This window comes from Bacillus sp. LB7 (assembly GCF_030449715.1).
Taxonomy (GTDB): Bacteria; Bacillota; Bacilli; order Bacillales; family Bacillaceae; genus Bacillus; species Bacillus paralicheniformis.
This window is the reverse complement of the sequence record NZ_JASGCA010000006.1, coordinates 134,153-157,989: the sequence shown is the minus strand read 5'-3', so window position 1 is coordinate 157,989 and position 23,837 is coordinate 134,153. Positions and strand designations below refer to the sequence as shown.

General features: G+C 46.9%; 28 protein-coding genes. All 28 read left to right on the top strand.

The window, feature by feature from the left end; genetic code table 11:
* Nucleotides 1-1,383 (top strand): flagellar hook-length control protein FliK, encoded by a 1,383-nt coding sequence (locus QMZ64_RS10550; protein ID WP_301441305.1) that lies wholly within the window; start codon nucleotides 1-3, stop codon nucleotides 1,381-1,383.
* Nucleotides 1,383-1,850, top strand: a complete 468-nt coding sequence (flgD, locus tag QMZ64_RS10545) for a flagellar hook assembly protein FlgD (RefSeq protein ID WP_265627067.1) — start codon at nucleotides 1,383-1,385, stop codon at nucleotides 1,848-1,850. Before QMZ64_RS10550 ends, flgD begins: the two co-directional genes overlap by 1 nt.
* 27 nt (nucleotides 1,851-1,877) lie before the next feature.
* Nucleotides 1,878-2,669, top strand: coding sequence for a flagellar basal body rod protein FlgG (gene flgG, locus QMZ64_RS10540; protein WP_265627066.1), 792 nt, complete (start codon nucleotides 1,878-1,880; stop codon nucleotides 2,667-2,669).
* Between the two features lie 42 nt (nucleotides 2,670-2,711).
* Nucleotides 2,712-2,927: a swarming motility protein SwrD gene (swrD, locus tag QMZ64_RS10535; protein WP_003181786.1), complete on the top strand. Its 216-nt coding sequence runs from the start codon at nucleotides 2,712-2,714 to the stop codon at nucleotides 2,925-2,927.
* The gene (gene fliL, locus QMZ64_RS10530) at nucleotides 2,924-3,355 is read left to right on the top strand and encodes a flagellar basal body-associated protein FliL (protein WP_265627065.1); all 432 of its coding nucleotides are present in this window, start codon (nucleotides 2,924-2,926) and stop codon (nucleotides 3,353-3,355) included. The genes swrD and fliL overlap by 4 nt, the downstream gene beginning before the upstream one ends.
* 35 nt (nucleotides 3,356-3,390) lie before the next feature.
* Complete coding sequence (gene fliM, locus QMZ64_RS10525) at nucleotides 3,391-4,389, top strand: flagellar motor switch protein FliM (protein ID WP_065644137.1); 999 nt, start codon at nucleotides 3,391-3,393, stop codon at nucleotides 4,387-4,389.
* Nucleotides 4,379-5,515 (top strand): flagellar motor switch phosphatase FliY, encoded by a 1,137-nt coding sequence (gene fliY, locus QMZ64_RS10520; protein WP_065644138.1) that lies wholly within the window; start codon nucleotides 4,379-4,381, stop codon nucleotides 5,513-5,515. Before fliM ends, fliY begins: the two co-directional genes overlap by 11 nt.
* A 26-nt stretch (nucleotides 5,516-5,541) precedes the next feature.
* Nucleotides 5,542-5,904 (top strand): chemotaxis protein CheY, encoded by a 363-nt coding sequence (locus QMZ64_RS10515; RefSeq protein ID WP_003181796.1) that lies wholly within the window; start codon nucleotides 5,542-5,544, stop codon nucleotides 5,902-5,904.
* A 12-nt stretch (nucleotides 5,905-5,916) separates the two neighbouring features.
* Nucleotides 5,917-6,603, top strand: coding sequence for a flagella biosynthesis regulatory protein FliZ (gene fliZ / locus QMZ64_RS10510; RefSeq protein ID WP_301441304.1), 687 nt, complete (start codon nucleotides 5,917-5,919; stop codon nucleotides 6,601-6,603).
* Nucleotides 6,596-7,261: a flagellar type III secretion system pore protein FliP gene (fliP, locus tag QMZ64_RS10505; protein WP_043926382.1), complete on the top strand. Its 666-nt coding sequence runs from the start codon at nucleotides 6,596-6,598 to the stop codon at nucleotides 7,259-7,261. The genes fliZ and fliP overlap by 8 nt, the downstream gene beginning before the upstream one ends.
* Before the next feature lie 15 nt (nucleotides 7,262-7,276).
* The gene (gene fliQ, locus QMZ64_RS10500) at nucleotides 7,277-7,546 is read left to right on the top strand and encodes a flagellar biosynthesis protein FliQ (RefSeq protein ID WP_020451404.1); all 270 of its coding nucleotides are present in this window, start codon (nucleotides 7,277-7,279) and stop codon (nucleotides 7,544-7,546) included.
* A gap of 7 nt (nucleotides 7,547-7,553) precedes the next feature.
* Nucleotides 7,554-8,330, top strand: coding sequence for a flagellar biosynthetic protein FliR (gene fliR / locus QMZ64_RS10495; protein ID WP_265627063.1), 777 nt, complete (start codon nucleotides 7,554-7,556; stop codon nucleotides 8,328-8,330).
* Nucleotides 8,330-9,409 carry a flagellar biosynthesis protein FlhB gene (flhB, locus tag QMZ64_RS10490; protein WP_065644140.1) on the top strand — a complete coding sequence of 360 codons (1,080 nt, stop codon included), beginning with the start codon at nucleotides 8,330-8,332 and terminating at the stop codon, nucleotides 9,407-9,409. Before fliR ends, flhB begins: the two co-directional genes overlap by 1 nt.
* A gap of 33 nt (nucleotides 9,410-9,442) precedes the next feature.
* Complete coding sequence (flhA, locus tag QMZ64_RS10485) at nucleotides 9,443-11,479, top strand: flagellar biosynthesis protein FlhA (RefSeq protein WP_265627062.1); 2,037 nt, start codon at nucleotides 9,443-9,445, stop codon at nucleotides 11,477-11,479.
* Complete coding sequence (gene flhF / locus QMZ64_RS10480; RefSeq protein ID WP_265627061.1) at nucleotides 11,476-12,588, top strand: flagellar biosynthesis GTPase FlhF; 1,113 nt, start codon at nucleotides 11,476-11,478, stop codon at nucleotides 12,586-12,588. Before flhA ends, flhF begins: the two co-directional genes overlap by 4 nt.
* A 2-nt stretch (nucleotides 12,589-12,590) precedes the next feature.
* Nucleotides 12,591-13,478, top strand: coding sequence for a MinD/ParA family protein (locus QMZ64_RS10475; protein ID WP_265627060.1), 888 nt, complete (start codon nucleotides 12,591-12,593; stop codon nucleotides 13,476-13,478).
* Entirely contained in the window at nucleotides 13,475-14,548 is a 1,074-nt protein-coding gene (locus QMZ64_RS10470; RefSeq protein WP_265627059.1) for a protein-glutamate methylesterase/protein-glutamine glutaminase, read from the top strand. Before QMZ64_RS10475 ends, QMZ64_RS10470 begins: the two co-directional genes overlap by 4 nt.
* A 5-nt stretch (nucleotides 14,549-14,553) precedes the next feature.
* On the top strand, nucleotides 14,554-16,575 hold the full coding sequence (locus QMZ64_RS10465; RefSeq protein ID WP_265627058.1) for a chemotaxis protein CheA: 2,022 nt from the start codon (nucleotides 14,554-14,556) through the stop codon (nucleotides 16,573-16,575).
* A gap of 23 nt (nucleotides 16,576-16,598) precedes the next feature.
* Nucleotides 16,599-17,075 carry a chemotaxis protein CheW gene (locus tag QMZ64_RS10460; protein ID WP_003181816.1) on the top strand — a complete coding sequence of 159 codons (477 nt, stop codon included), beginning with the start codon at nucleotides 16,599-16,601 and terminating at the stop codon, nucleotides 17,073-17,075.
* A 10-nt stretch (nucleotides 17,076-17,085) separates the two neighbouring features.
* Nucleotides 17,086-17,715 carry a chemotaxis protein CheC gene (locus tag QMZ64_RS10455; RefSeq protein WP_003181818.1) on the top strand — a complete coding sequence of 210 codons (630 nt, stop codon included), beginning with the start codon at nucleotides 17,086-17,088 and terminating at the stop codon, nucleotides 17,713-17,715.
* Nucleotides 17,712-18,218 carry a chemotaxis protein CheD gene (locus QMZ64_RS10450; RefSeq protein ID WP_003181820.1) on the top strand — a complete coding sequence of 169 codons (507 nt, stop codon included), beginning with the start codon at nucleotides 17,712-17,714 and terminating at the stop codon, nucleotides 18,216-18,218. The genes QMZ64_RS10455 and QMZ64_RS10450 overlap by 4 nt, the downstream gene beginning before the upstream one ends.
* Before the next feature lie 22 nt (nucleotides 18,219-18,240).
* Nucleotides 18,241-19,005 carry a FliA/WhiG family RNA polymerase sigma factor gene (locus QMZ64_RS10445; protein ID WP_003181822.1) on the top strand — a complete coding sequence of 255 codons (765 nt, stop codon included), beginning with the start codon at nucleotides 18,241-18,243 and terminating at the stop codon, nucleotides 19,003-19,005.
* A gap of 94 nt (nucleotides 19,006-19,099) precedes the next feature.
* A complete protein-coding gene (locus tag QMZ64_RS10440; RefSeq protein WP_265627056.1) occupies nucleotides 19,100-19,612 on the top strand; it encodes a DUF6115 domain-containing protein in 513 nt (170 codons plus the stop codon).
* Between the two features lie 151 nt (nucleotides 19,613-19,763).
* Nucleotides 19,764-20,504 carry a 30S ribosomal protein S2 gene (rpsB, locus tag QMZ64_RS10435; protein WP_243940318.1) on the top strand — a complete coding sequence of 247 codons (741 nt, stop codon included), beginning with the start codon at nucleotides 19,764-19,766 and terminating at the stop codon, nucleotides 20,502-20,504.
* A 100-nt stretch (nucleotides 20,505-20,604) separates the two neighbouring features.
* A complete protein-coding gene (gene tsf / locus QMZ64_RS10430) occupies nucleotides 20,605-21,486 on the top strand; it encodes a translation elongation factor Ts (protein WP_243940320.1) in 882 nt (293 codons plus the stop codon).
* 149 nt (nucleotides 21,487-21,635) lie between these two features.
* Nucleotides 21,636-22,358, top strand: a complete 723-nt coding sequence (gene pyrH / locus QMZ64_RS10425; RefSeq protein ID WP_020451416.1) for a UMP kinase — start codon at nucleotides 21,636-21,638, stop codon at nucleotides 22,356-22,358.
* 16 nt (nucleotides 22,359-22,374) lie between these two features.
* Nucleotides 22,375-22,917: a ribosome recycling factor gene (gene frr / locus QMZ64_RS10420; RefSeq protein ID WP_279599950.1), complete on the top strand. Its 543-nt coding sequence runs from the start codon at nucleotides 22,375-22,377 to the stop codon at nucleotides 22,915-22,917.
* 129 nt (nucleotides 22,918-23,046) lie between these two features.
* Complete coding sequence (locus QMZ64_RS10415; RefSeq protein ID WP_020451418.1) at nucleotides 23,047-23,829, top strand: undecaprenyl pyrophosphate synthase; 783 nt, start codon at nucleotides 23,047-23,049, stop codon at nucleotides 23,827-23,829.
* The last annotated feature ends 8 nt before the right edge of the window (nucleotides 23,830-23,837 follow it).

Here is a 23,837-nt window from a genome sequence, read left to right as displayed (position 1 = left end):
TTGAGGCTTTTTGACGCAATCTCTTTTGATGCCAAGCCTGCGGCGGATACCGCAACTGCAAAAACGAGCAGGACGCCTCTGGGCGCACTCTTTCAGAATGTGCTCCAAAAGGAAAACAGCTCACTTTCCTCTTTTCAAAAGGGAGAAGAGCCTTCTCAGGACACGTCATTGGAAGGGCTTTTGCATGAACTGAAGCAATGGCTTTCAAATAATGAGGGCGGCTCCTTCAATGAAGACTGGCTGAATTCCCTCCAGCATGTTGAAGAGCTGAGTCCATCTCCGGATGAACTGGCATTGGCAGATCAGCTGTTGCAGCAAATAAAAGAGCTGCTTGAAAATGCCGCTCTGCCTGGACAATCAGGCAAAACGGCTGATGCTATTGAAGCTTTGCCTGCCGACGAAAGCGGGACAGAAGAGCCGAAACTGCCTGACCTGCAAATTCTTGGTCAGATTCAGCAGCTGCTCGCTGTGATCTTAAATGAAAATCAACCGGCACTCAAAACTTCGCAAATCGCAGAAATATTGAAACAGGCGCCGGAATTTCTCGCAGCTCTTCAGACAAAGGCGGGAACAGAGGGGCTGATTGATGAACTTAAACGTCAATTTTTCACGAAAAATCCGGGCGAGTCGCAGCTTTTGTCCATGTCAAACGCCGAGCTGAAAAGCTTGAAAAGTGTAATGGAACAGATGATGAACGCAAATGCTGAACCGGATCAAAAAGAGTGGAAAATGGCGGAAAGCGAACTGAAGGCAATGCTCATGAGCAAAAAATCCGATGTCTCTCTTTCTGAGAAGCCGTTGTCCTTTGTTTTGAACGGAAGGGAAATTCAAATTGAAGGAAAGCAAGGCCAAAAGGAACAGCCGATTCAATCCTCTGTACTGGCCAATCATCGGACAGGCGAAGTGCTGATCCAAGGTCTCCAGACCTCGGCAGCAGAGGAATCTTCCGCTCAGCCGAAAAGCTTTTCAGAACAAATTCTCAGCTCATGGAAACAGATGAAGTATACACCGTTCGGCAGATCGACAGGCAGTTTCACGATCCGCCTGAATCCTGAAAATCTTGGCTTTATCACGATCAAGCTCGTCAAACAGCACGGGATGTTTTCGAGCAAAATCATCGCATCGACCCAGTCGGCTAAAGATCTGCTCGAACACAATCTCGCGCACCTTAAACAGGCGCTGCCCAACATGTCTGTACAAATTGACCGCTTCGGTGTGCCGCTTCAAAACGGCGATCAGACCTTCGGACAGCTGGCGGACGAACAGAAAAACCAGCAGCAGCCGAAGCAAGATCAGCAAAAAGAGCAGGAAAATGAGGATTTTCAGGAGTTTCTGGATGAGCTTATCGAGACTCGATCACTGGACAGCGAGGAGGAGATCTAATGCCTGACACTTCAATTGATACAAGAACTGCCATAGGGACAACAAACACGAAATCGACGACATCCGATTTTTTATCCGAGGCAAAAAAAGCCGAAAAATCAGGGAGCGGCTCCAATCTTGGCAAGGATGAATTTTTAAAACTGCTCATGAAACAACTGCAGTACCAAGACCCCTTAAATCCGATGGAAGACCGTGAATTCATTGCACAAATGGCGACCTTTTCAAGCCTTGAGCAACTAACGAATCTGAACACAACGATGTCGGCGTTCGTCGGACTTCAGGACCCGATGACGATGTATGTCAGCTGGATCGGAAAAGAAGTCACCTATGAAGGCGAAGACAGCGAAGAAAAAACGGCGCTCGTCAAATCAATTAAAAGCTCAGACGGACAGTATCTGCTTGTCCTTGACGATGGAACCGAAGTCAATCCGTGGAATGTGACGGCGGTCAGCCATTCTGACAAATAAAAACAGACAATTCAGGGAGGAATAATTATGTTACGTTCACTATACTCAGGAATCAGCGGAATGAAAAACTTCCAGACAAAGCTTGATGTTGTTGCAAACAACATTTCGAATGTCAATACGGCAGGCTATAAGAAAAGCCGGGTTACATTTAAAGATATTGTCAGCCAGCAGCTTTCCGGTGCGTCGTCGTCTACTGCAAACCGCGGCTCTGTCAACGGCCAGCAGGTCGGGCTCGGTGCAACGATCGGATCGATCGATATCATTCACACAAACGCAGCGCCTTCAACAACAGGCCGCCAGCTTGACATGACCATTACAGGAGACGGCTACTTCCGCGTCGGATCAGGAGATGAAGTGTACTACACAAGATCCGGGAACTTCTACAGATCTGATGAAGGTGACCTCGTCACTGTTGACGGGCTGTTCGTCTTAACGGCCAACAACGGAAGAATTAATATCCCGCAAGACGCGCAAAGCTTCAGCATCGCGCCTGACGGAACGGTGTCTTATGTCGATCAAAACAACGAGAACCAGACCGCCGGCCAGATCTCGCTCGCGACATTCAACAATACATCCGGTTTAACAAAAACGGGGGACAACCTTTACCGCGAAACATTGAGTTCTGGAGATCCGCAAGTCGTTGTGCCTGGAGAAGACGGCTCAGGAAAGCTGCAAACGAGTGCGCTTGAAATGTCGAACGTCGACCTTTCAGAAGAATTCTCTGAAATGATTATCGCGCAGCGCGGCTTTCAGTCCAATGCGAAAATCATTACAACCTCTGATGAAATTCTTCAGGAACTCGTTAATCTGAAGCGATAGGAGGGAAGGAGGCGCCCTCGTGAAGGCGCCTCTTGATAACATATGATCAAAGTTACGCGATTAAACGGACAGCCCTTTATTCTGAACGCGCTATTCATTGAGCAAATTGAATGTTTTCCGGATACGACAATTACGTTGTCCAACGGAAAAAAGTTTGTTGTCAAAGAAGATGAAGATACAGTTGTGGATACAATCGTGTCATTCTATCAAAAAATCCAAATACTTTCTTGTGACCAAAGAATTGAGGAATCTGAATGAATAAAAAACTTCTAGGAATTATGCTGACGATTATTCTGGCAATTGCTGTGTTAGGAACCGCTGCGTTCTTTGTCATCAAGGGAAGCGCAAGTGAAAAAGATCAAACGAAAGAACCTTCGATCGATGAAGTGGTCGAATCATCAGTTGAAGTCGCCGAAATCACGACAAACTTAAAATCAGACAATGTGGTCCGTTTGTCAATCAAGCTTGAAACAGATTCGAAAGAGGCGAAAGAAGAGCTTGAAAAGCGGGATTTCCAAATTAAAGATTCAGTCATCTCCCTTTTGGCAAATACGAACGCAAATGAGCTTGAAGGACAAAAAGGAAAAGAAAAATTTAAAGAACAGCTGAAAGAAAAGCTGAACACGAACTACATGAAAGAGGGAAAAGTGAAAACTGTATACATTACCTCCTTTAATCTGCAGTAGGAACATAGATGACAGAACCATGGAGGTGAAAACAGATGGCAGGAGAAGTACTCTCCCAAAATGAAATCGATGCATTGCTTTCAGCGATATCGACCGGTGAAATGGACGCCGACGAGCTGAAAAAAGAAGAGTCCGTTAAAAAAGTAAAAGTCTATGACTTTAAACGGGCGCTCCGCTTTTCAAAGGATCAGATCCGCAGCTTGACAAGGATTCACGATAACTTTGCAAGGCTGCTAACGACTTATTTCTCGGCTCAGCTGAGAACCTATATCCAGATCTCGGTCAGTTCGGTTGATCAGGTTCCTTATGAGGAATTCATCAGATCCATTCCGAATATGACGATCCTCAATCTGTTTGAGGTTCGCCCTCTTGAAGGAAGAATCATGATGGAGATCAACCCGAACATCGCCTATACGATGATGGACCGAGTGATGGGCGGGATTGGTTCGAGCCACAACAAAATTGACAGCATGACGGAAATTGAGACGAAAATCATGTCCAATTTATTTGAAAGCTGCCTCTCGAATTATAAAGATGCGTGGGAATCCATCACGGAAATCGAGCCGGAAATGTCCGATTTTGAAGTGAATCCGCAGTTTGTGCAAATGGTATCGCCGAATGAGACGGTCGTTGTCATTTCGCTGAACACGCAAATAGGAGACATCAGCGGGGTTATCAACCTGTGCATCCCGCACGTCGTCCTGGAACCGATCATTCCTAAGCTTTCCGTTCACTACTGGATGCAATCAGACAGAATTGAACCAAAACCGGAGGAAACAAAGTCGATAGAAAAGCGGATTATGACGGCGCAAATTCCAATTGTCGCAGAACTCGGATCATCGGAATTAACCATTGAAGAGTTTTTAAATTTAGAAATTGGAGATTGTATCACTTTGGACAAATCAGTAGCAGAACCTCTTACTGTTTTGGTCGGAGATAAACCGAAATTTCTAGCACAAGCCGGCCGAATGAATCGAAAGACTGCGATTCAAATTCTAGATCACGACATAAGAGGTGAAGAATATGGAGAATAACAATAGGTTATCACAGGATGAAATTGATGCGCTGCTTAAAGGCGGCGATGATACGGCTCAAGAGCAGCCGGAATCAGGGTTGTCCCTGATGGAACAGGATACGATCGGGGAAATCGGAAACATTTCCTTTGGGAGCTCTGCAACAGCTTTGTCCACTTTATTGAATCAAAAAGTCGAAATTACAACGCCGACTGTTTCGGTGATTGAAAAAAGCCATTTAAATGATGAATTCCCGCACCCGTATGTTTCAATCGGTGTGAGCTATACGGAAGGTTTTTCAGGAAACAATCTCCTCGTCATCAAGCAGGAAGATGCCGCGATCATCGCTGATTTGATGATGGGGGGAGACGGGACGAACGCAGATCCGTCGCTTGGCGAAATTCATCTAAGCGCCGTTCAGGAAGCGATGAACCAAATGATGGGCTCCGCAGCGACGTCGATGTCCACCGTCTTCAGCAAGAAGATTGATATTTCTCCGCCGGAAGTTGACCTCCTTGATGTGAATGAAGGGGAAGGAACAGAGCAAATTCCGAAAGAGGACCCGCTCGTCAAAGTATCTTTCAGACTGAAAGTCGGAGAACTGATCGATTCGCATATTATGCAGCTTTATCCGCTGACCTTTGCAAAAGACCTGATCGATGAATTAACGAATCAGGACGGCGGAGAAGAGCCAGTGCAGACTGAAGAGGCAAAGCAGCCGCCCGTACAGGAAAAACCGGCGCCTAGTCCGAGTCCGGCACCTGCTCAGACACAGAGACAGGAGCCTGCGCCTAAACGGCAAGGGACGGCAAAAGTTTCAGAACCTGTGCAGGTGGCACCGGCAGAGTTTCAATCCTTTGCCCCTCAGACTGATGCGCAGCCGCACCTTCAAAACCTTGACATGCTCATGGATATTCCTTTGTCCGTCACAGTCGAGCTGGGAAGGACAAACCGCAGCGTCAAAGAGGTGCTTGAACTGTCAACCGGCAGTATCATTGAGCTTGACAAACTCGCCGGCGAGCCTGTCGACATCCTGGTCAACCAGCGCGTCGTTGCCAAAGGCGAAGTCGTCGTCATCGACGAAAACTTTGGCGTCAGGGTGACAGACATTTTAAGTCAGGCGGAACGAATCAGCAAATTACGATAATAACAGATTGATTGGAGAGATTAATAATGGCTTACAAGATTTTAGTAGTTGATGATGCAGCATTTATGAGAATGATGATTAAAGACATTTTAGTGAAAAACGGCTTTGAAGTCGTCGCAGAAGCACAAGACGGAGCACAGGCTGTTGAAAAATATAAAGAGCATTCACCTGATCTCGTCACAATGGATATCACGATGCCGGAAAAAGACGGAATCACGGCTCTTAAAGAAATCAAGGAAATCGATCCGCAGGCAAAAATCATCATGTGTTCGGCAATGGGCCAGCAATCGATGGTTATCGACGCCATCCAGGCGGGAGCGAAAGACTTTATCGTCAAACCGTTCCAGGCTGACCGCGTCATGGAAGCGATCAATAAAACGCTAAGCTAAAGGGTGTACAACTTGTTTAAGAAACCTCTTATTTTCATAGCCGGCCTTTGTCTATTTGCCTTTCTCGTACTGCCGTACGCTCCGGCTCTCGCAGAGGAATCGGGGGATCAGACCGTTGACCATCTGTTTGAGCAAAAAGGTGCGGGCAAAGAGAAAGAAAAAGAAAAAGCAAATGCAAAAGACAAAGACAAAACCGAGGAAAAAAGTTCTCTAAAGGAAGAGGCGGAGGCCGAACCCCCGTCTCCTTCTGTTTCCATATTTGATTTTGTGAAAATGATCGGCGCGTTACTGTTCGTCATTTTTCTGATCTACGCTTTGGTCAAATTCATGAATAAACGCAACCGCCTGTTAAAACCCTTCCAGTATGTCGAAAACATCGGCGGAACTTCGCTCGGACAAAACAAGTCCGTACAGCTGATTAAAGTAGGGAACAGGGTGCTGGTCGTCGGTGTCGGCGAGAATATCCAGCTGCTGAAAGAGATCGATGATGAAAAGGAATATAAAGAAATTCTCACGCAGCATGAAGCTGCGATGAACAGCAAGATTGAATGGCAGAAATGGATGGATCAAGTCAAAGTTCCAGGTGTGCAAAAGCAAAGCGGCACGGCATCTTTTTCCGAGTCGTTAAAAGCACAGCTCGCGGAACTGAAACAAAATCGCGCAGAAGGCAGAAAGAAAGGCCAAAATCAACATGAATGAGTTTATGGATTTATTTAATTCAAGCGATGCGGCAAATGTCAGCGCCAGCGTCCGGCTCTTGCTGCTTTTGACAGTATTTTCGATCGCTCCGGGGATCTTGATCCTGATGACGTGTTTCACAAGGGTTGTCATCGTATTGTCCTTTGTCAGGACATCGCTGGCAACACAGTCAATGCCCCCAAACCAGGTGCTGATCGGACTTGCACTGTTCCTGACATTTTTCATTATGGGACCGACTTTTTCAGAGATTAATAAAGAAGCGCTGACGCCATTAATGAACAATAAAATCACCTTGGATGAAGCTTACACAAAAGCGGAAGCCCCGATCAAAACCTTTATGAGCAAGCATACAAGACAGAAAGATCTGGCTTTATTTATGAATTACGCAAAGATGGAAACGCCTGAATCCATCGATGATATTCCGCTTTCAACGATGGTTCCCGCGTTTGTCATCTCGGAATTGAAAACCGCGTTTCAAATGGGATTTATGATATTTATACCGTTTCTGATTATCGATATGGTTGTGGCAAGTGTTTTGATGTCGATGGGGATGATGATGCTTCCGCCGGTCATGATTTCACTGCCGTTTAAAATTTTGCTGTTTGTGCTTGTAGATGGCTGGTATTTAATCGTTAAATCTTTGCTGCAAAGCTTTTAGAGTAGGTGCTAATACATGAATTCAGAATTTGTTATATCGATGGCTGAAAGGGCTGTATACGTTACATTGCTTATCAGCGGGCCGCTTTTGGCGCTCGCACTTCTCGTCGGGCTGATCGTCAGCGTTTTTCAGGCAACCACCCAAATACAGGAACAGACTCTTGCATTCATTCCGAAAATCGTCGCCGTTTTGGTCGGACTCGTCATTTTCGGCCCGTGGATGCTGTCGACGATTTTGTCATTCGCGACTGAGCTGTTCTCTAACTTAAACCGTTTTGCAGGGTAGTTTTAACATGTCAATAATCGAATCATTTCCAGCCTTTTTACTTGTATTTGTCAGAATCACAGCATTCTATGTAACGGTGCCTCTATTTTCTTATCGGACAATTCCGGCCGTTCATAAAATAGGTTTTGCATTTTTTCTTGCGCTCGTCAGTTTTCAGGCGATTGAAAAGCCTCCTCAGCTTGATGTTGACGGAGTTTACATGATGTTGGCCATGAAGGAAGCGCTGATCGGGCTTCTGCTCGGGCTGATCGCCTATATGATGATCTCGGCCGTTCAAATCGCCGGTTCATTCATTGATTTTCAAATGGGATTTGCGGTCGCGAATGTGATCGATCCCCAGACAGGGGCGCAAAGCCCGCTTGTCGGCCAGTTTTTATACACGATGGCGCTGCTTCTCATGCTGAGCCTGAATGCGCACCATCTCCTGCTTGACGGGATTTATTACAGCTATCAATACATCCCGGTCGACAAGATGGCGCTGTCGTTTGGAAGCGAAGGATTTGCCGAGTTTATTGCAAAAAGCTTCAACACGATGTTTATAACAGCATTTCAATTGTCTGCGCCTGTTGTGGCTTGTTTGTTTTTAGTCGATCTGGCATTGGGGATTGTGGCGAGAACGGTGCCGCAGCTCAACGTGTTTGTCGTCGGGCTTCCTTTGAAAATCGCGATCACCTTTATCATGCTCATCATCTGCATGGCCGTTATGTTCAGCATAATGCAGCACGTCTTCGAATTTGCCATTCGGACAATGAGAGATCTATTAACTTTGCTTGGGGTGGCATGATGAAGCTGACGTTGGATTTGCAATTTTTCGCAGGTGAGAAAACGGAAAAAGCGACGCCGAAAAAACGACGGGAAAGCAGAAAAAAAGGACAGGTTGCCAAAAGCGCAGATATCAATACAGCGATCACGCTTCTTATCGTGTTTTTATCATTTTTATTCATCGGACCTTTTATGAGAGACCGCCTGCTCGCCCTGATCGAAAAGTATTACAAAGAGTTGATCACGATGAAGGTGTCAGTCGCCAATATTCCCGGCCTGTTTCAAAGTCTTGTGCTTGAATCGGGCTTCATCATGGCACCGCTTTTACTGACAGCCGTCGTCTCCGGGGTTTTGAGCAACTATCTGCAAGTCGGGTTTTTATTTGCCCCAGAAGCGATCAAGCCTGATTTGAAAAAGCTTGACCCGCTTAAAGGATTCAAGCGGATTTACAGCATCAGAGCGATCGTTGAACTGCTTAAATCGATTTTAAAAATCGTGATTGTCGGCGGTGTGACATTCACCGTTCTCTGGCTGAATTTTGACAAAATTCTCAGAATCCCGGCGCTGTCCGCGGGCGAGGCTTTGTCATATGTCGGCTGGCTCACCTTTTTAATGGGGGTTTCCGCTGCAGTCGCCCTGATTTTTCTCGCGGTGCTCGATTACCTCTATCAAAAATTTGATTATGAAAAAAATATTCGCATGTCAAAACAGGACATTAAAGACGAATACAAAAAAACCGAAGGCGATCCTCTGATTAAGTCGAAGATCAAGCAGAAGCAAAAGGAAATGGCGATGCGCCGCATGATGCAGGAAGTGCCAAAAGCGGATGTCATCATCACAAACCCGACCCATTACGCCGTCGCGCTGAAATATGACGAAAACAAAATGGATGCGCCGTTTATCATCGCAAAAGGGGTCGATCTGATGGCTCTGAAAATCAGGCAGATCGCCAAAGAACACGATGTCATGACAGTCGAAAACAGACCTTTGGCGAGGGCGCTCTATGATCAGGTTGAAATTGACCAGGCCGTTCCGGAAGAATTCTTTAAGGCCGTAGCCGAAATCCTGGCTTATGTTTACAAAACAAAGCAAAAAATCTAGTGAATTTTTCAGTTTTAAAAGGAGAGAAACAGCATGTCAGCAAGAGATTTATCAGTTTTATCAGGCGTTGTCCTCATTGTGGCAATGCTTATCATACCCTTTCCACCTTGGTTGTTGAGCGTTTTAATTATCGTGAATATTTCTCTTGCGTTAATCGTGCTTCTCACCACAATGAACATGCAAGAACCGCTGCAATTTTCGATATTTCCTTCTTTGCTGCTCCTCTTGACGCTGTTCCGCCTCGGGCTGAATGTATCGACGACACGTTCGATTCTGTCCAACGGAGATGCGGGAAAAGTAGTCGAGACGTTCGGGTCTTTCGTTGTCGGCGGAAATGTTTTGGTCGGTCTCGTTGTCTTTATCATTTTGATCATTATCCAATTTATCGTCATAACGAAAGGGGCGGAACGGGTATCTGAAGTTGCTGCCAGATTCACGCTCGACGCCATGCCGGGGAAACAGATGAGCATTGATGCCGATTTGAATGCCGGAATGGTGACCGAACAGGAAGCGAAAGTGCGCCGTGAGAAAGTGGCCCGTGAAGCCGACTTCTACGGCGCGATGGACGGTGCGAGCAAATTCGTGAAAGGGGATGCGATCGCAGGGATCATCATCGTCCTCATTAACGTCCTTTTCGGAATTGTCATCGGCATGCTGCAAAAACAAATGAGCATTCAGGAAGCGTCTTCACACTTTACGCTTTTGTCTGTAGGCGATGGAATCGTATCTCAGCTGCCTGCGCTCTTGATCTCAACGGCGACGGGTATTGTCGTCACAAGAGCAGCATCGGACGGAAACCTGGGCCACGATATTACAGGCCAGCTGTTTGCTTATCCAAAGCTTTTGTATGTGACGGCGGGAACGATTTTCCTGCTCGGGATTTTCACACCGATCGGCATTCTCCTGACAGGCCCTCTGGCACTTCTTCTCGCTATCGGCGGCTATACGCTCTCCAAAGCCGGTGAAGAGAAGGAAAAAGTAGAGGATATCCTTGAGGAAGAAGCTGAAGTGGACGAATTAAAAAGTCCCGAAAGCGTCGTTCATCTGCTCGATATTGATCCGATCGAATTTGAATTCGGCTACGGATTGATTCCGCTTGCAGATGCAAATCAAGGCGGCGACCTATTAGACAGAATCGTCATGATCAGGCGTCAGCTCGCGCTTGAACTCGGCCTCGTCATTCCGGTCGTCAGAATCAGGGATAACATCGCTCTTCAGCCGAACGAGTACAGGCTCAAAATTAAAGGAAACGAAGTCGCGAAAGGCGAGCTTCTCCTCGATCATTTTTTGGCGATGTCTCCAACAGGCGAAGACGATCAGATCGAAGGAATCGACACGATCGAACCGTCCTTCGGCCTCCCGGCAAAATGGATTCCGGAATCTCAAAAAGACCAGGCCGAAATGCTCGGATATACGGTTGTCGATCCGGCTTCAGTCGTGTCGACCCACATTACAGAGCAAGTGAAAAAGCACGCTCATGAACTGATCGGAAGACAGGAAACGAAACAGCTGATCGACCACTTGAAAGAATCTTATCCTGTACTGGTCGAAGAGGTCTCGCCGAATCCGCTGTCTGTCGGTGATATTCAGAAAGTGCTGGCAAAACTTCTGAAAGAAAAAGTATCGATCAGAAACTTGGTGACAATCTTTGAAACACTGGCCGACTACGGAAAGCTTACGACTGATTCAGATATGCTGACCGAATATGTAAGGCAGGCGCTTGCCAAGCAGATCACCTCCCAATATGCGAAGGAAAATGAGACGCTGAAAGTGGTGACGTGTTCGGGCCGCGTCGAAAAGGCCGTGGCGGAAGGAATTCAGCAGACTGAACACGGCAACTTTTTATCCCTTGAACCTGCATTATCCGAAAATATCATTCAATCTGTAGCAAGAGAAATCGAACAGCTCTCATTAAGGCAGGAAGTGCCGATCCTTCTATGTTCGCCGCCTGTCAGAATGTATGTCAAACAGCTGTTAGAGCGCTATTTCCCTGATCTGCCGGTTCTTTCATATAACGAACTGGAAGCCAATGTAGAAGTTCAAAGCATCGGAGTGGTGGATATTCAATGAAAATTAAAAAATTTGTAGCTGGTTCTATGCAGGAAGCCACAAAGCAAATTATACAGGAGCTCGGGAATGACGCCGTAATCTTGAATTCTAAAAAAATTCAAACGAGAAAATTTCTCGGCTTTGTGAAAAAAGCCGGGGTTGAAGTGATTGCAGTTGTCGACCAGGATTTTTCCGATGCAAGGAAACCGGAGCGGCAAAAGCCTGTTTTACGTGAACAAAGCCCTTCGCCTGTCCTGCAGCCGGACCACCTCGATTTGGCAAGCCAAGTGAAAGAGTTGAAAGAACTGCTGGAAATGCGGCATCATGAGCAGCCTGTTGATGTGCTGCCTGAGCCGCTGAAAAAGGCGGACCAGCTTCTGGCAAAACAGGGGGTATCGCCGGCCATCCGTACGAAAGCGCTCGGCCGGTTGATCAGCACTTCTTTAAAAAATGGCGAAGAATGGACGGATGAGAAGGCGCTGGCCCACTTAACAGATGCTTTGGCCGATCTTCTTCCCGATAATCGGGAACAGGACGTGGCGATTCATTCCCAATATGTCGTGCTCTTCGGATCGACCGGAGTCGGCAAAACGACGACATTGGCAAAGCTTGCCGCTTCTTCCGTGCTGGAAAAGCAGAAAAAAATCGCTTTTATTACGACGGATACGTACCGGATTGCAGCGGTTGAACAGCTCAGGACATATGCCGAGCTTTTGAATGCGCCGCTCGAGGTGTGCTACACGAAAGAAGAATTTAAAGCGGCCCAGCAAAAGTTCGCCGATTTTGACCACGTCTTCATCGATACGGCGGGCCGGAATTTCAAAGACGGGCAATATGTCAGGGAGCTGAAGGAAATCATTCCGTTTGAGCGTAAGATACAGGCGTTTCTCGTCATGTCCGCGACGAGCAAGTACGAGGATATGAAGGAGCTCATTAAGCAGTTCTCAAGCATTCCGATCGATCAGTTGATATTCACGAAAGTGGATGAAACCGATTCATTGGGAAGCGTCATGAATCTGCTCGCCGAATCGAGAATCGGCCTCGGCTATATGACAAACGGACAAAATGTTCCGGAAGATATCCGCTACTTGTCAAATGCATCATTTGTCAGACTGCTTACGGGGTGTTGAACATGGATCAGGCAGAAAGCTTACGAAGGCGGATGGAGCAGCGCTTCGCCGAACCGCCCGCCCCTGTCGCTCATCCAAAAGCGAAAACGCTCGCTGTTATGAGCGGAAAAGGCGGCGTCGGGAAGTCGAATATATCGCTGAATACGGCTCTCGCCTTCTTAGAAAAAGGAAAGAGCGTGCTTTTGATCGATCTTGATGTCGGTATGGGGAACATCGATATTTTGATCGGCCGGCAATCGCTCTGCACCGTGATGGATCTCCTCCAGCAAAAAATGCCGTTTGAACGTGCCTTGTCAGCCGGTCCGCGTGGCCTTCAATACATTTCGGGCGGAACGGGACTGAATGCGATGTTCGAATTGAACGGGGAAAACTGGGCGTTCTTTGTGAAAGAATTAACGCGGGCTTTGAAAAGCTTCGATTATGTCATCTTTGATATGGGAGCGGGGCTGTCAAAAGATCAGCTGCCATTCGTCCTGTCAGCGGATGAAATTCTGGTCGTCACCACGCCGGAGCCGACATCCATCATGGACGCTTACAGCGCGATCAAGCATTTGGCATTAACCGGACGCGATCTTCAGCTGAAAGTCGCTGTCAATCGCTGTACAACCCAAAAAGACGGAATTTCTGCCTTTCTCCGCCTTTCGAACACGGTAAACGCTTTTTTACAGCAAAAGCTTGCATATGCAGGGCCGATTCCTGAGGATCCCCTGGTATCAAGAGCCGTTGTGGAGCAGCAGCCGTTTCTGATAAAGAACCCGCGTTCAAAGCCGAGCAGGGCGGTTTACCTGCTGGCAGAATCGCTGCTTCATAACGGCAGAACGGAAATGGGCGAAAACCGGTCCTTTATCGATAAATTATCTTCATTCCTGAGGAGGGGCAATACATTATGATTCGTGTTCTTGTCGTTGACGACTCTGCTTTTATGAGAAATATGATCACCAAGTTTTTAACATCCAATCACGAGATTGCTGTAGCAGGAACGGCAAGAAACGGCGAGGAAGCGCTCCAAAAAATCAAGGAGCTCCGCCCGGATGTGATCACTTTGGATATTGAAATGCCTGTGATGAACGGAAAAGAAACATTGAAAAGGATCATGGCGAGCGATCCGCTTCCGGTTGTCATGGTATCGAGTCTGACGCAGCAGGGGGCTGATATCACGATCGAATGTCTTGAGCTGGGGGCGATCGATTTCGTCGCAAAGCCGTCAGGTTCGATTTCAATAGATTTATATAAAGTAAGAGACATGCTGATTGAGAAAGTGTTGACAGCAGGGCGGGTGAAACTGAAAGGCCGGCCTGTTCCGATTGCAAAGCCCGCCATCGAGACGGCGAAGCGGCCGCCAGTTAGCGGCAGCGATTCAGTCCGCTTTCAGTCTGGAAAACAGCTCGTCTGCATCGGTACATCGACTGGAGGACCGAGGGCGCTGCAAAGAGTGCTTCCCAAGCTTCCTAAAACATTGAAGGCGCCTGTTTTTGTCGTTCAGCACATGCCAAAGGGGTTTACAGCTTCATTAGCGAACAGGCTGAACCACCTCTCAGAAGTAACCGTGAAGGAGGCTGAAAACGGTGAGAGAGCGAAAGACGGCTGGGTTTACATTGCACCCGGAGGGAAAAACATGGCGGTCGGCCTTGAAAAGGGCGAATTGGTGATCACACTCGATGACCGCGACACAGAAAGCCGCCACAAGCCTTCTGTTGACTACTTGTTCCAATCCCTGGCCTCACTTCAGGAGTTTGAAAAAATCGCCGTCATTATGACGGGGATGGGGAGCGACGGTACAGAAGGCGTAAAAGGCCTTTTGAAACATGGAAGGGGAACGGTGATCGCGGAAGCGGCCGAGTCGTCCGTCGTTTTCGGAATGCCGAAATCGGTCATTAACAACGGGCTTGCAAACGACATCAAGCATGTTGATGAGATTGCCGCAGCCATTATGACGTATATGAAAAAAGAGAGGGCGTGACTCATATGGATATGAATCAATATTTAGACGTCTTTATTGAAGAAAGCAGAGAACATTTGCAAACCTGTAACGAAAAATTGCTCGAACTCGAAAAAAATCCGACAGACCTGCAGCTTGTCCATGATATTTTCAGAGCGGCTCATACTTTGAAAGGGATGAGCGCTACGATGGGCTATGAAGATATGGCTCATTTAACGCACAGTTTGGAAAACGTGCTGGACGCGATCCGGAATGAAGAAATGACCATTACGTCAGAGTGGATGGACGTCATGTTTGAAGCGCTCGATGACCTTGAAGCGATTGTCCTTTCGATCATTGAAGGGGGCGACGGCAAAAGAGATGTTTCTGAAGTCTGTGCCAAGCTTGATGTGACAGGTGCAAACAAGGAGACAGCTGCATCGGCAGAAGCGCCTGAAGCGGCGTCTTCCGAAACGAAATGGGCCTATGACGAATTTCAGCGGACGGTCATTGCCGAAGCTGAGGAACAAGGCTTTAAATGTTACGAAATCAATGTTGCGTTGAAAGAGGACTGCCTGTTGAAGGGCGTCCGGGTGTACATGGTATTTGAGCAGCTGAACGAAATCGGCGAAGTCGTCAAAACGATTCCGGAAACGGAAGTCCTTGAATCGGAAGATTTTGATTCCGAATTCGTCGTTTGCTTTTTAAGCAAACACGGGGAAGAAGAGATTTTCAACAAAATCAACGGCGTATCTGAAATCGAAAAAATAGAAGTAACCGAGCTGAAAAACGATTTTTCGGCACAGGAAGAAGCCGCGCCTGCCGCGCCTGAAAAAGAAACCGCACCGAAAGACGCGGAGAAAAACCCGGCGAAGCAGCCGGATGGCAAAAAAGAAGCGGCGAAACCTGCAGCAGGCGGCGGAACGAAGACGATCCGCGTCAACATCGACCGCCTTGATTCATTAATGAACCTGTTTGAGGAGCTGGTCATTGACAGGGGGCGCTTAGAGCAGATCGCCAAAGAGCTTGAACACGGCGAATTAACAGAAACCGTCGAACGGATGACAAGAATTTCAGGCGACTTGCAATCGATCATCCTCAACATGAGAATGGTTCCGGTAGAAACGGTGTTCAACCGCTTCCCGCGCATGGTCCGCCAGCTGACAAAAGAATTAAATAAAAAGATCGAGCTGTCGATTTTCGGGGCGGAAACAGAACTTGACAGAACGGTAATAGACGAGATCGGCGACCCGCTTGTCCACCTCTTGAGAAACAGCCTTGATCACGGGATCGAGGCGCCTGAAGTCAGGGTGAAAAACGGTAAGCCTGAAACGGGTCAAGTCCGTCTGAAAGCATATCACAGCGGGAACCACGTCTTTATCGAGGTCGAGGATGACGGAGCCGGCATCAACCGCAAAAAGGTGCTTGAAAAAGCGCTTGAACGCAACGTCATTACCGAACGCGACGCCGAAACGATCGAAGATCATGAAATCGACGCACTCATTTTTGCACCGGGATTCTCAACCGCAGATCAAATCTCGGATATTTCAGGACGCGGGGTCGGCTTAGACGTTGTCAAAAGCAAGCTGGAATCATTGGGCGGTTCTGTCAGCATCAAATCGAGCGAAGGCGAAGGTTCGCTTTTCTCCATTCAGCTTCCGCTTACACTGTCGATCATATCCGTGCTGTTAGTCAAACTTGAAAACGAAACGTTTGCGATTCCGATTTCTTCTATTATAGAAACGGCTGTCATCGATAAGAAAGATATTCTTCAGACGCACGACCGCGAAGTGATCGACTTCAGGGGCCATATCGTACCGGTGGTTTACCTGAAAGAACAGTTTAATGTTGAGGATTCGTCGGATGATCTTGATCAGCTTCACGCCATCGTCGTGAAAAAAGGAGACAAGCTGACGGCATTTGTTGTCGACTCCTTTATCGGCCAGCAGGAAGTCGTCCTAAAATCACTCGGCGATTATTTAACAAACGTTTTTGCCATTTCCGGCGCGACGATTTTGGGAGACGGACAAGTAGCCCTGATCATCGACTGCAACGCCCTTATTAAATAGAAAGCGAAAGGAGAGCGATCCTCTTGACCACACAGACTACCACCGGTGAAAAAATGATTGTGTTCAAAGTAAATCATAAAGAGTATGCCATCTCTGTATCCGAAGTGATGTCCATTGAAAAATGGCAGCAGCCAACAAGGGTGCCGGGAGTGGAACCGTATATTTGCGGCGTCATTAATTTGAGAGGTGTTGTCACACCTGTCATCGATTTAAGAAAGCGGATTGAAGCGCCTGGAGATACGATTACAGATGAAACGAGAATCATCATCATCACCCATCAGGACATTGAAGTCGGCTGGGTGGTGGATGAAGCGAACGATGTCATCACCGTCGAGGAAGAGGAAATTGAATCGGCTCCCGAAACGGTAGGAAAAGACGGCAGGCAATGGATTAAAGGTATCGTCAAGCAAGGGTCCAGACTTCTCAATCTGATTGACTCTGAAGCTGTTTTAAACCGGAAGTCAAGCCTTGCCGCCGCTTCTGAAAATGTGAAGAAATAAGGAGCCTAAGATGAGCGTATTTAACGGAATTAGAGAAGAGCATCTTGATATATTGCGGGAAGTCGGGAATATCGGAGCGGGTCATTCCGCTTCGGCCCTGGCTCTATTGCTGAACAGGAAAATCGAAATGGAAGTGCCGTTTGTCAAGCTGATGTCGTTTGATGAGCTTGTCAACCTATTCGGCGGTGCAGACCTTCCTGTCGCAAGCATCTTTTTGCGCATGGAAGGGGATTTTCCCGGTTCTATGTTCGTGATCATGCCTTTTTCAGAGGCAGAGCAGCTGATCAGGGAGCTTGTCGGCAATCCGGAATTCGAGATTGACAGCATGACGCCGAACGATATCGGAGCTTCCGCCCTGCACGAACTCGGGAATATTATGGCGGGATCTTATTTGACCGCTCTCGCTGATTTGACAAACCGGCAAATGTACCCGAGCGTCCCTGAACTGACGCTTGATATGTTCGGAGCCGTCATCAGCGAAGGGCTGATCGAGCTCAGCCAAGTCGGAGATCAGGTTATCGTGATCGACAACTCCATTTTTGACGAGGAGCACAACCGGAAAGTAAAAGCGCATTTGTTCCTTCTGCCGGACTATGATTCTTTTGAAAAGCTCTTTCATGCATTGGGTGCAGCGCTATGAAAATCTTAGAAAAAGAAACATCGATTATCAGAGTGGGAATTGCCGATGTGAAAATAGTCCGCACTCCCGACAAGATCAGAACATCGGGTCTCGGTTCGTGCGTCGGACTCGTGCTCTATGATTTGGAAGCGAAGACGGCCGGTCTCGTCCACGTCATGCTTCCCGACTCTTCCTTATCCAAGACACCGGACATCAATGTAGCAAAGTACGCGGACACAGCTGTCGAAGCGACGGTTAAGATGCTGCTTGAAGCCGGATGCCGAAAATACGCTTTGAAAGCGAAAATGGCCGGAGGAGCCGAAATGTTTAAATTTAAGATGACAAATGATTTGATGAAAGTCGGGCCAAGAAATGTGCTTGCGATTAAAAAACATCTATCTCTCTTAAACATTCCGATTGTAAGCGAGGATACAGGCGGAAACAGCGGAAGAACGATCGAGTTCGATCCGCAGTCAGCTGAACTTGTCATCCGGACAGTTAAACAAGGTGTAACGACGATTTAATATGCAATATAGGGGGATAAAGATGCAATCCTTGAACTATGAAGATCAGATGCTTTGGTCGCGGTGGAAAGAATGGAAAGATCCTCAGGCAGGCGATGATTTAATCCGCCGCTATATGCCGCTTGTGACATATCATGTCGGCCGGATAGCAGTCGGCTTGCCCAAGTCCGTTCATAAAGACGATTTGGTCAGCCTTGGCATGCTGGGTTTGTATGACGCCCTTGAAAAATTTGATCCGGGAAGGGATTTGAAGTTTGATACATACGCTTCCTTCAGAATCAGAGGCGCTATTATCGACGGCCTTCGCAAAGAAGACTGGCTTCCGAGAACATCCCGTGAAAAAACGAAGAAAGTGGAAGCTGCGATCGAAAAGCTCGAACAGCGTTACTTAAGAAATGTTTCGCCGAGCGAAATCGCCGCTGAGCTGGGAATGAGCGAGCAAGACGTCGTGACCACAATCAATGAAGGTTTCTTTGCGAATCTCCTTTCAATTGATGAGAAGCTTCACGACCATGAAGACGGGGAGAACGTCCAAGTGATGATCAGGGACGACAAAACGAGCACGCCGGAAGAAAAAATGCTCAAAGACGAACTGATCTCCCAGCTTGCGGAAAAAATAAACGAGCTTTCAGAAAAAGAACAGCTCGTGATCAGCTTATTCTATAAAGAAGAGCTGACCCTGACGGAAATCGGCCAGGTTTTGAATTTGTCGACTTCCCGCATTTCACAGATTCACTCCAAGGCGCTTTTGAAACTGAAGCATCTGCTCGATAAAGTGGTACAATAACATGTAAGCTGCCGGCATGAAACCGGCAGCATTTTTTAAGCGACCGACAGGGAAGTCTTTTTTGATTAAATTTCATGGTTAGCGAGTGAAAAATATGTCAACAATATTATGGCTTGTGAGCTTTACGCTCCACGGTATATTGATTTATTTCGTCATCATTCTGAATGCGAGGCTCAGTGCTTTTAAGGCCGCGGAGAAAGAGCAAAAACAGCTTTTGGAAGAAACCGAGAATACATTGACCGCTTTTTTGATGGAGCTAAAAGACGAAAATGAAAAACTCGTTCGCGAGATTCGGGCGAATGCCGAAGAAGAGTCGCAAAGAGCGCAAACACAGCCTGACATTCCTGCTCAAACCCCCGCCCTTCCGGAAGCGGACGAATCGCGCGATCTGCCGCTTCACATCGAAGCGATGATCAATGAGGTGGAGCAGGTAGAAGATGAGCTCAATCAAAAGGAACAGGAAGCATCCGTATCCTATGAAGAAGAAGCTCTCGCATTATATGAAAAGGGGCTCTCTCCGGAGGAAATCGCAAGACAGCTGAAAAGCGGGAAAACAGAAATCGAGCTTTTCTTAAAATTTCGCGGAAAGCTGAAAAACGATTCTTGATTGTCGAGAAAGCTTATGTTATATTATTTCTTGGTGTTAATTACACACGCTTAACGATTTATGCAAGCGGTGCTGTGCGCTTCTCGTGCAGTCCTGCATAAAAATGACCTAAGCGGAGGAAAAAAACCATTATATTAGGAGGAAATAACACATGTCAGTCATTTCTATGAAGCAATTGCTTGAAGCTGGTGTTCACTTCGGCCACCAAACGCGCCGCTGGAACCCAAAAATGAAGCGTTACATCTTCACGGAGCGTAACGGAATCTACATCATCGATCTTCAAAAAACAGTCAAAAAAGTTGAAGAAGCATACAACTTCACGAAAAACCTTGCAGCTGACGGAGGAAAAATCCTTTTCGTCGGTACGAAAAAGCAAGCTCAAGACTCTGTTAAAGAAGAAGCGGAACGTTCTGGAATGTACTATGTCAACCAACGTTGGCTTGGCGGTACGTTAACAAACTTTGAAACGATCCAAAAGCGTATCAAACGCCTTAAAGATATCGAAAAAATGCAGGAAAACGGCACATTTGACGTACTTCCTAAAAAAGAAGTCGTTCAATTGAAAAAAGAATTAGAGCGTCTTGAAAAATTCCTCGGCGGAATCAAAGATATGAAAGAGCTTCCTGACGCACTGTTCATCATTGATCCTCGCAAAGAGCGCATCGCGGTTGCAGAAGCGCGCAAGCTGAACATTCCGATCATCGGAATCGTTGACACAAACTGTGATCCTGATGAAATCGATGTTGTCATCCCTGCGAACGATGACGCCATCCGCGCTGTTAAATTGCTGACTTCTAAAATGGCAGACGCCATCCTTGAAGCAAAACAAGGTGAAGAAGCAGCTGAAACAGAAGCGAAAGAAGCAGAAACAACTGAAACAACAACTGCTTAACCTGGTCAAAAGGTGATAAGGGGGTCTGCCTTTTATCACCTTTTTTTTCACCAGATCAACACTTACATATTTTGTTTGATATATAAGGAGGAAATCAAAAATGGCAATTACTGCACAAATGGTAAAAGAGCTTCGTGAAAAAACTGGCGCAGGCATGATGGACTGCAAGAAAGCGTTAACTGAAACTGACGGCAACATGGATAAAGCGATCGATCTTCTAAGAGAAAAAGGAATCGCGAAGGCTGCCAAAAAAGCTGACCGCATCGCGGCTGAAGGTTTGACTTTGATCAAAACCGACGGCAACACAGGCGTGATTATTGAAGTGAACTCCGAAACGGACTTCGTTGCGAAAAACGAAGGCTTCAAAGAGCTTTTGAACGACCTGGCTGACCACATTCTTGCTGAAAAGCCTGAAAGCGTTGAAGCTGCTATGGCTCAAAAAATGGCTAACGGTTCAACTGTAGAAGAATACATCACTAGCGCGGTTGCTAAAATCGGAGAAAAAATCACGCTTCGCCGCTTCGCTCTCCTGACAAAAGGCGATGACGCTGCATTCGGCGCATACTTGCACATGGGCGGGAAAATCGGCGTATTAACTGTCCTTAACGGCACAACTGACGAAGAGACAGCAAGAGACATCGCGATGCACGTTGCAGCTGTAAACCCTCGCTTCATTTCCCGCGACCAAGTGTCAGAAGAAGAAGCGAACCGCGAGCGCGAAATCTTGACTCAGCAGGCGCTTCAAGAAGGAAAGCCTGAAAACATCGTCGCAAAAATGGTTGAAGGCCGCCTGAACAAATATTTCGAAGAAATCTGCCTGCTTGATCAAGCATTCGTTAAAAACCCGGATGAAAAAGTGAAACAGGTTGTTGCTGCGAAAAATGCAACAGTTGAAACATTCGTCCGCTACGAAGTTGGAGAAGGTATCGAAAAACGCCAAGAAAACTTTGCTGAAGAAGTTATGAACCAAGTGAAAAAATAAGATTGAAAAGCCGCTTGCCTTAAAACACACGGCAGGATCTTTTCAAAGAAAATAGGGGACACAATTTGTGTCCCTATTTTTAAAACAGTTTACAAACCTTTTTTTCTCTTGCATAATAAATAACGGCAAGCATGCACTTGGAGGTTATTATGGAAAAACCAAAGTATAATCGTATCGTATTAAAGCTTAGCGGAGAAGCCCTTGCGGGTGAACAGGGAAACGGCATCAATCCGACCGTGATCCAGTCCATCGCCAAACAGGTGAAAGAGATCGCCGAGCTTGATGTTGAAGTGGCGGTCGTCGTCGGTGGCGGCAACCTGTGGCGCGGAAAAACGGGGAGCGATCTCGGAATGGACCGCGCAACAGCGGACTACATGGGAATGCTTGCAACGGTCATGAATTCCCTTGCGCTGCAAGACAGCCTTGAAACGCTCGGGATTCAATCAAGAGTTCAGACATCCATCGAAATGAGGCAGGTCGCTGAGCCCTACATAAGAAGAAAAGCGATTCGCCATCTTGAAAAGAAGCGCGTCGTCATCTTCGCTGCCGGTACAGGCAATCCATACTTCTCAACGGATACGACAGCAGCGCTCAGAGCGGCTGAAATCGAAGCCGACGTCATCTTAATGGCTAAAAATAATGTCGACGGTGTATACAATGCCGATCCTCGAACTGACGAAACAGCCGTAAAATATGAAAAATTGTCTTATCTCGATGTGTTAAAAGACGGTTTGGCCGTCATGGATTCAACCGCTTCTTCACTTTGCATGGATAACGACATCCCGCTGATCGTCTTTTCTATTATGGAAGAAGGAAATATTAAAAAAGCCGTTTTAGGCGAACAAATCGGTACAATCGTAAGGGGGAAATAACGTGTCAACTCAAGTGATGAATGAAACAAAAGAACGGATGGAAAAAGCGATAGGCGCTTATCAGCGCGAATTGGCCACTGTACGTGCAGGACGTGCAAATCCGTCTTTGCTGGACAAAGTGACAGTTGAATACTACGGAGCGCAGACGCCTTTAAACCAGATCGCGTCCATTACGGTTCCGGAAGCGCGGATGCTCCTCATCACACCATATGACAAAACAGCGCTCGGCGATATTGAAAAAGCGATTCAAAAAGCCGACCTCGGCATCACTCCGTCAAATGACGGCAACATCATCCGGATCACGATCCCTGCTCTAACTGAAGAGCGCAGAAAAGAGCTTGCCAAGCTCGTGAAAAAATATTCGGAAGATGCTAAAGTCGCGGTCCGCAACATCCGCCGCGATGCGAATGACGATCTGAAAAAACTAGAGAAAAATGGTGAAATGACTGAGGATGAATTGCGCTCTTCAACGGAAGACGTACAAAAGCTGACAGATGAATATGTGTCGAAAATTGATGAGATCACAAAAGATAAAGAGAAAGAAATCATGGAAGTTTAATGAAAAACTCTGTACAATAGATAATAGTGAAAAGACCCTCTCATGTTTACAGGGGGTTTTTTTGTTAATACTGTTGTTATCTAGAACGATATAACAGGAAAGCAACCTTTTGGGTGATGGAGGACTCTCATGCTCAATATACTCAAAAATTGGAAGAACCAGCATTCAGCTGCTTCCAACATGGAATGTTACACAAAAGAAAATATTTTAAAAGGAGAAATTCCTGAACATATCGCCATTATTATGGACGGAAACGGCCGTTGGGCAAAGAAACGGGCGATGCCCCGCATCGCGGGTCATCACGAAGGCATGAAGGTGGTCAGACAGACGACAAAGCTTGCCAATGAGCTCGGTGTCAAAGCGTTGACGCTGTATGCCTTTTCGACGGAAAATTGGAAGCGTCCTAAGTTTGAGGTTGACTTTCTGATGAAGCTGCCTGAAGAGTTCCTGGGAACGTATCTCCCGGAGCTGGTCGAAGAAAATGTCCGGGTCCGCTTGACAGGCGATAGGGAAGGACTGCCGCCCCACACGATCCGCGCGGTTGAAAAAGCCATCCGTGATACGGAGAACAATGACGGACTTATTCTTAATTTTGCATTGAATTACGGGGGACGTGCAGAAATCGTCAGAGCCGCAAAGAGAATCGCCGAAGAAGCGAAAAAAGGCACATTGAATACCGAGGAAATCGATGAAAAGCTATTTTCCGACTATTTAATGACAGAAGCTTTGCAGGACCCTGATTTGCTGATTCGCACAAGCGGCGAGATCAGGCTGAGCAACTTCATGCTTTGGCAGCTTGCCTACAGCGAATTTTTATTTACCGATGTATTGTGGCCTGATTTTAAAGACGTTCACTTGCTTCAGGCTATCGGAGAATATCAGCGTCGCGGGAGAAGGTTTGGCGGAATTTAGAGGATGGT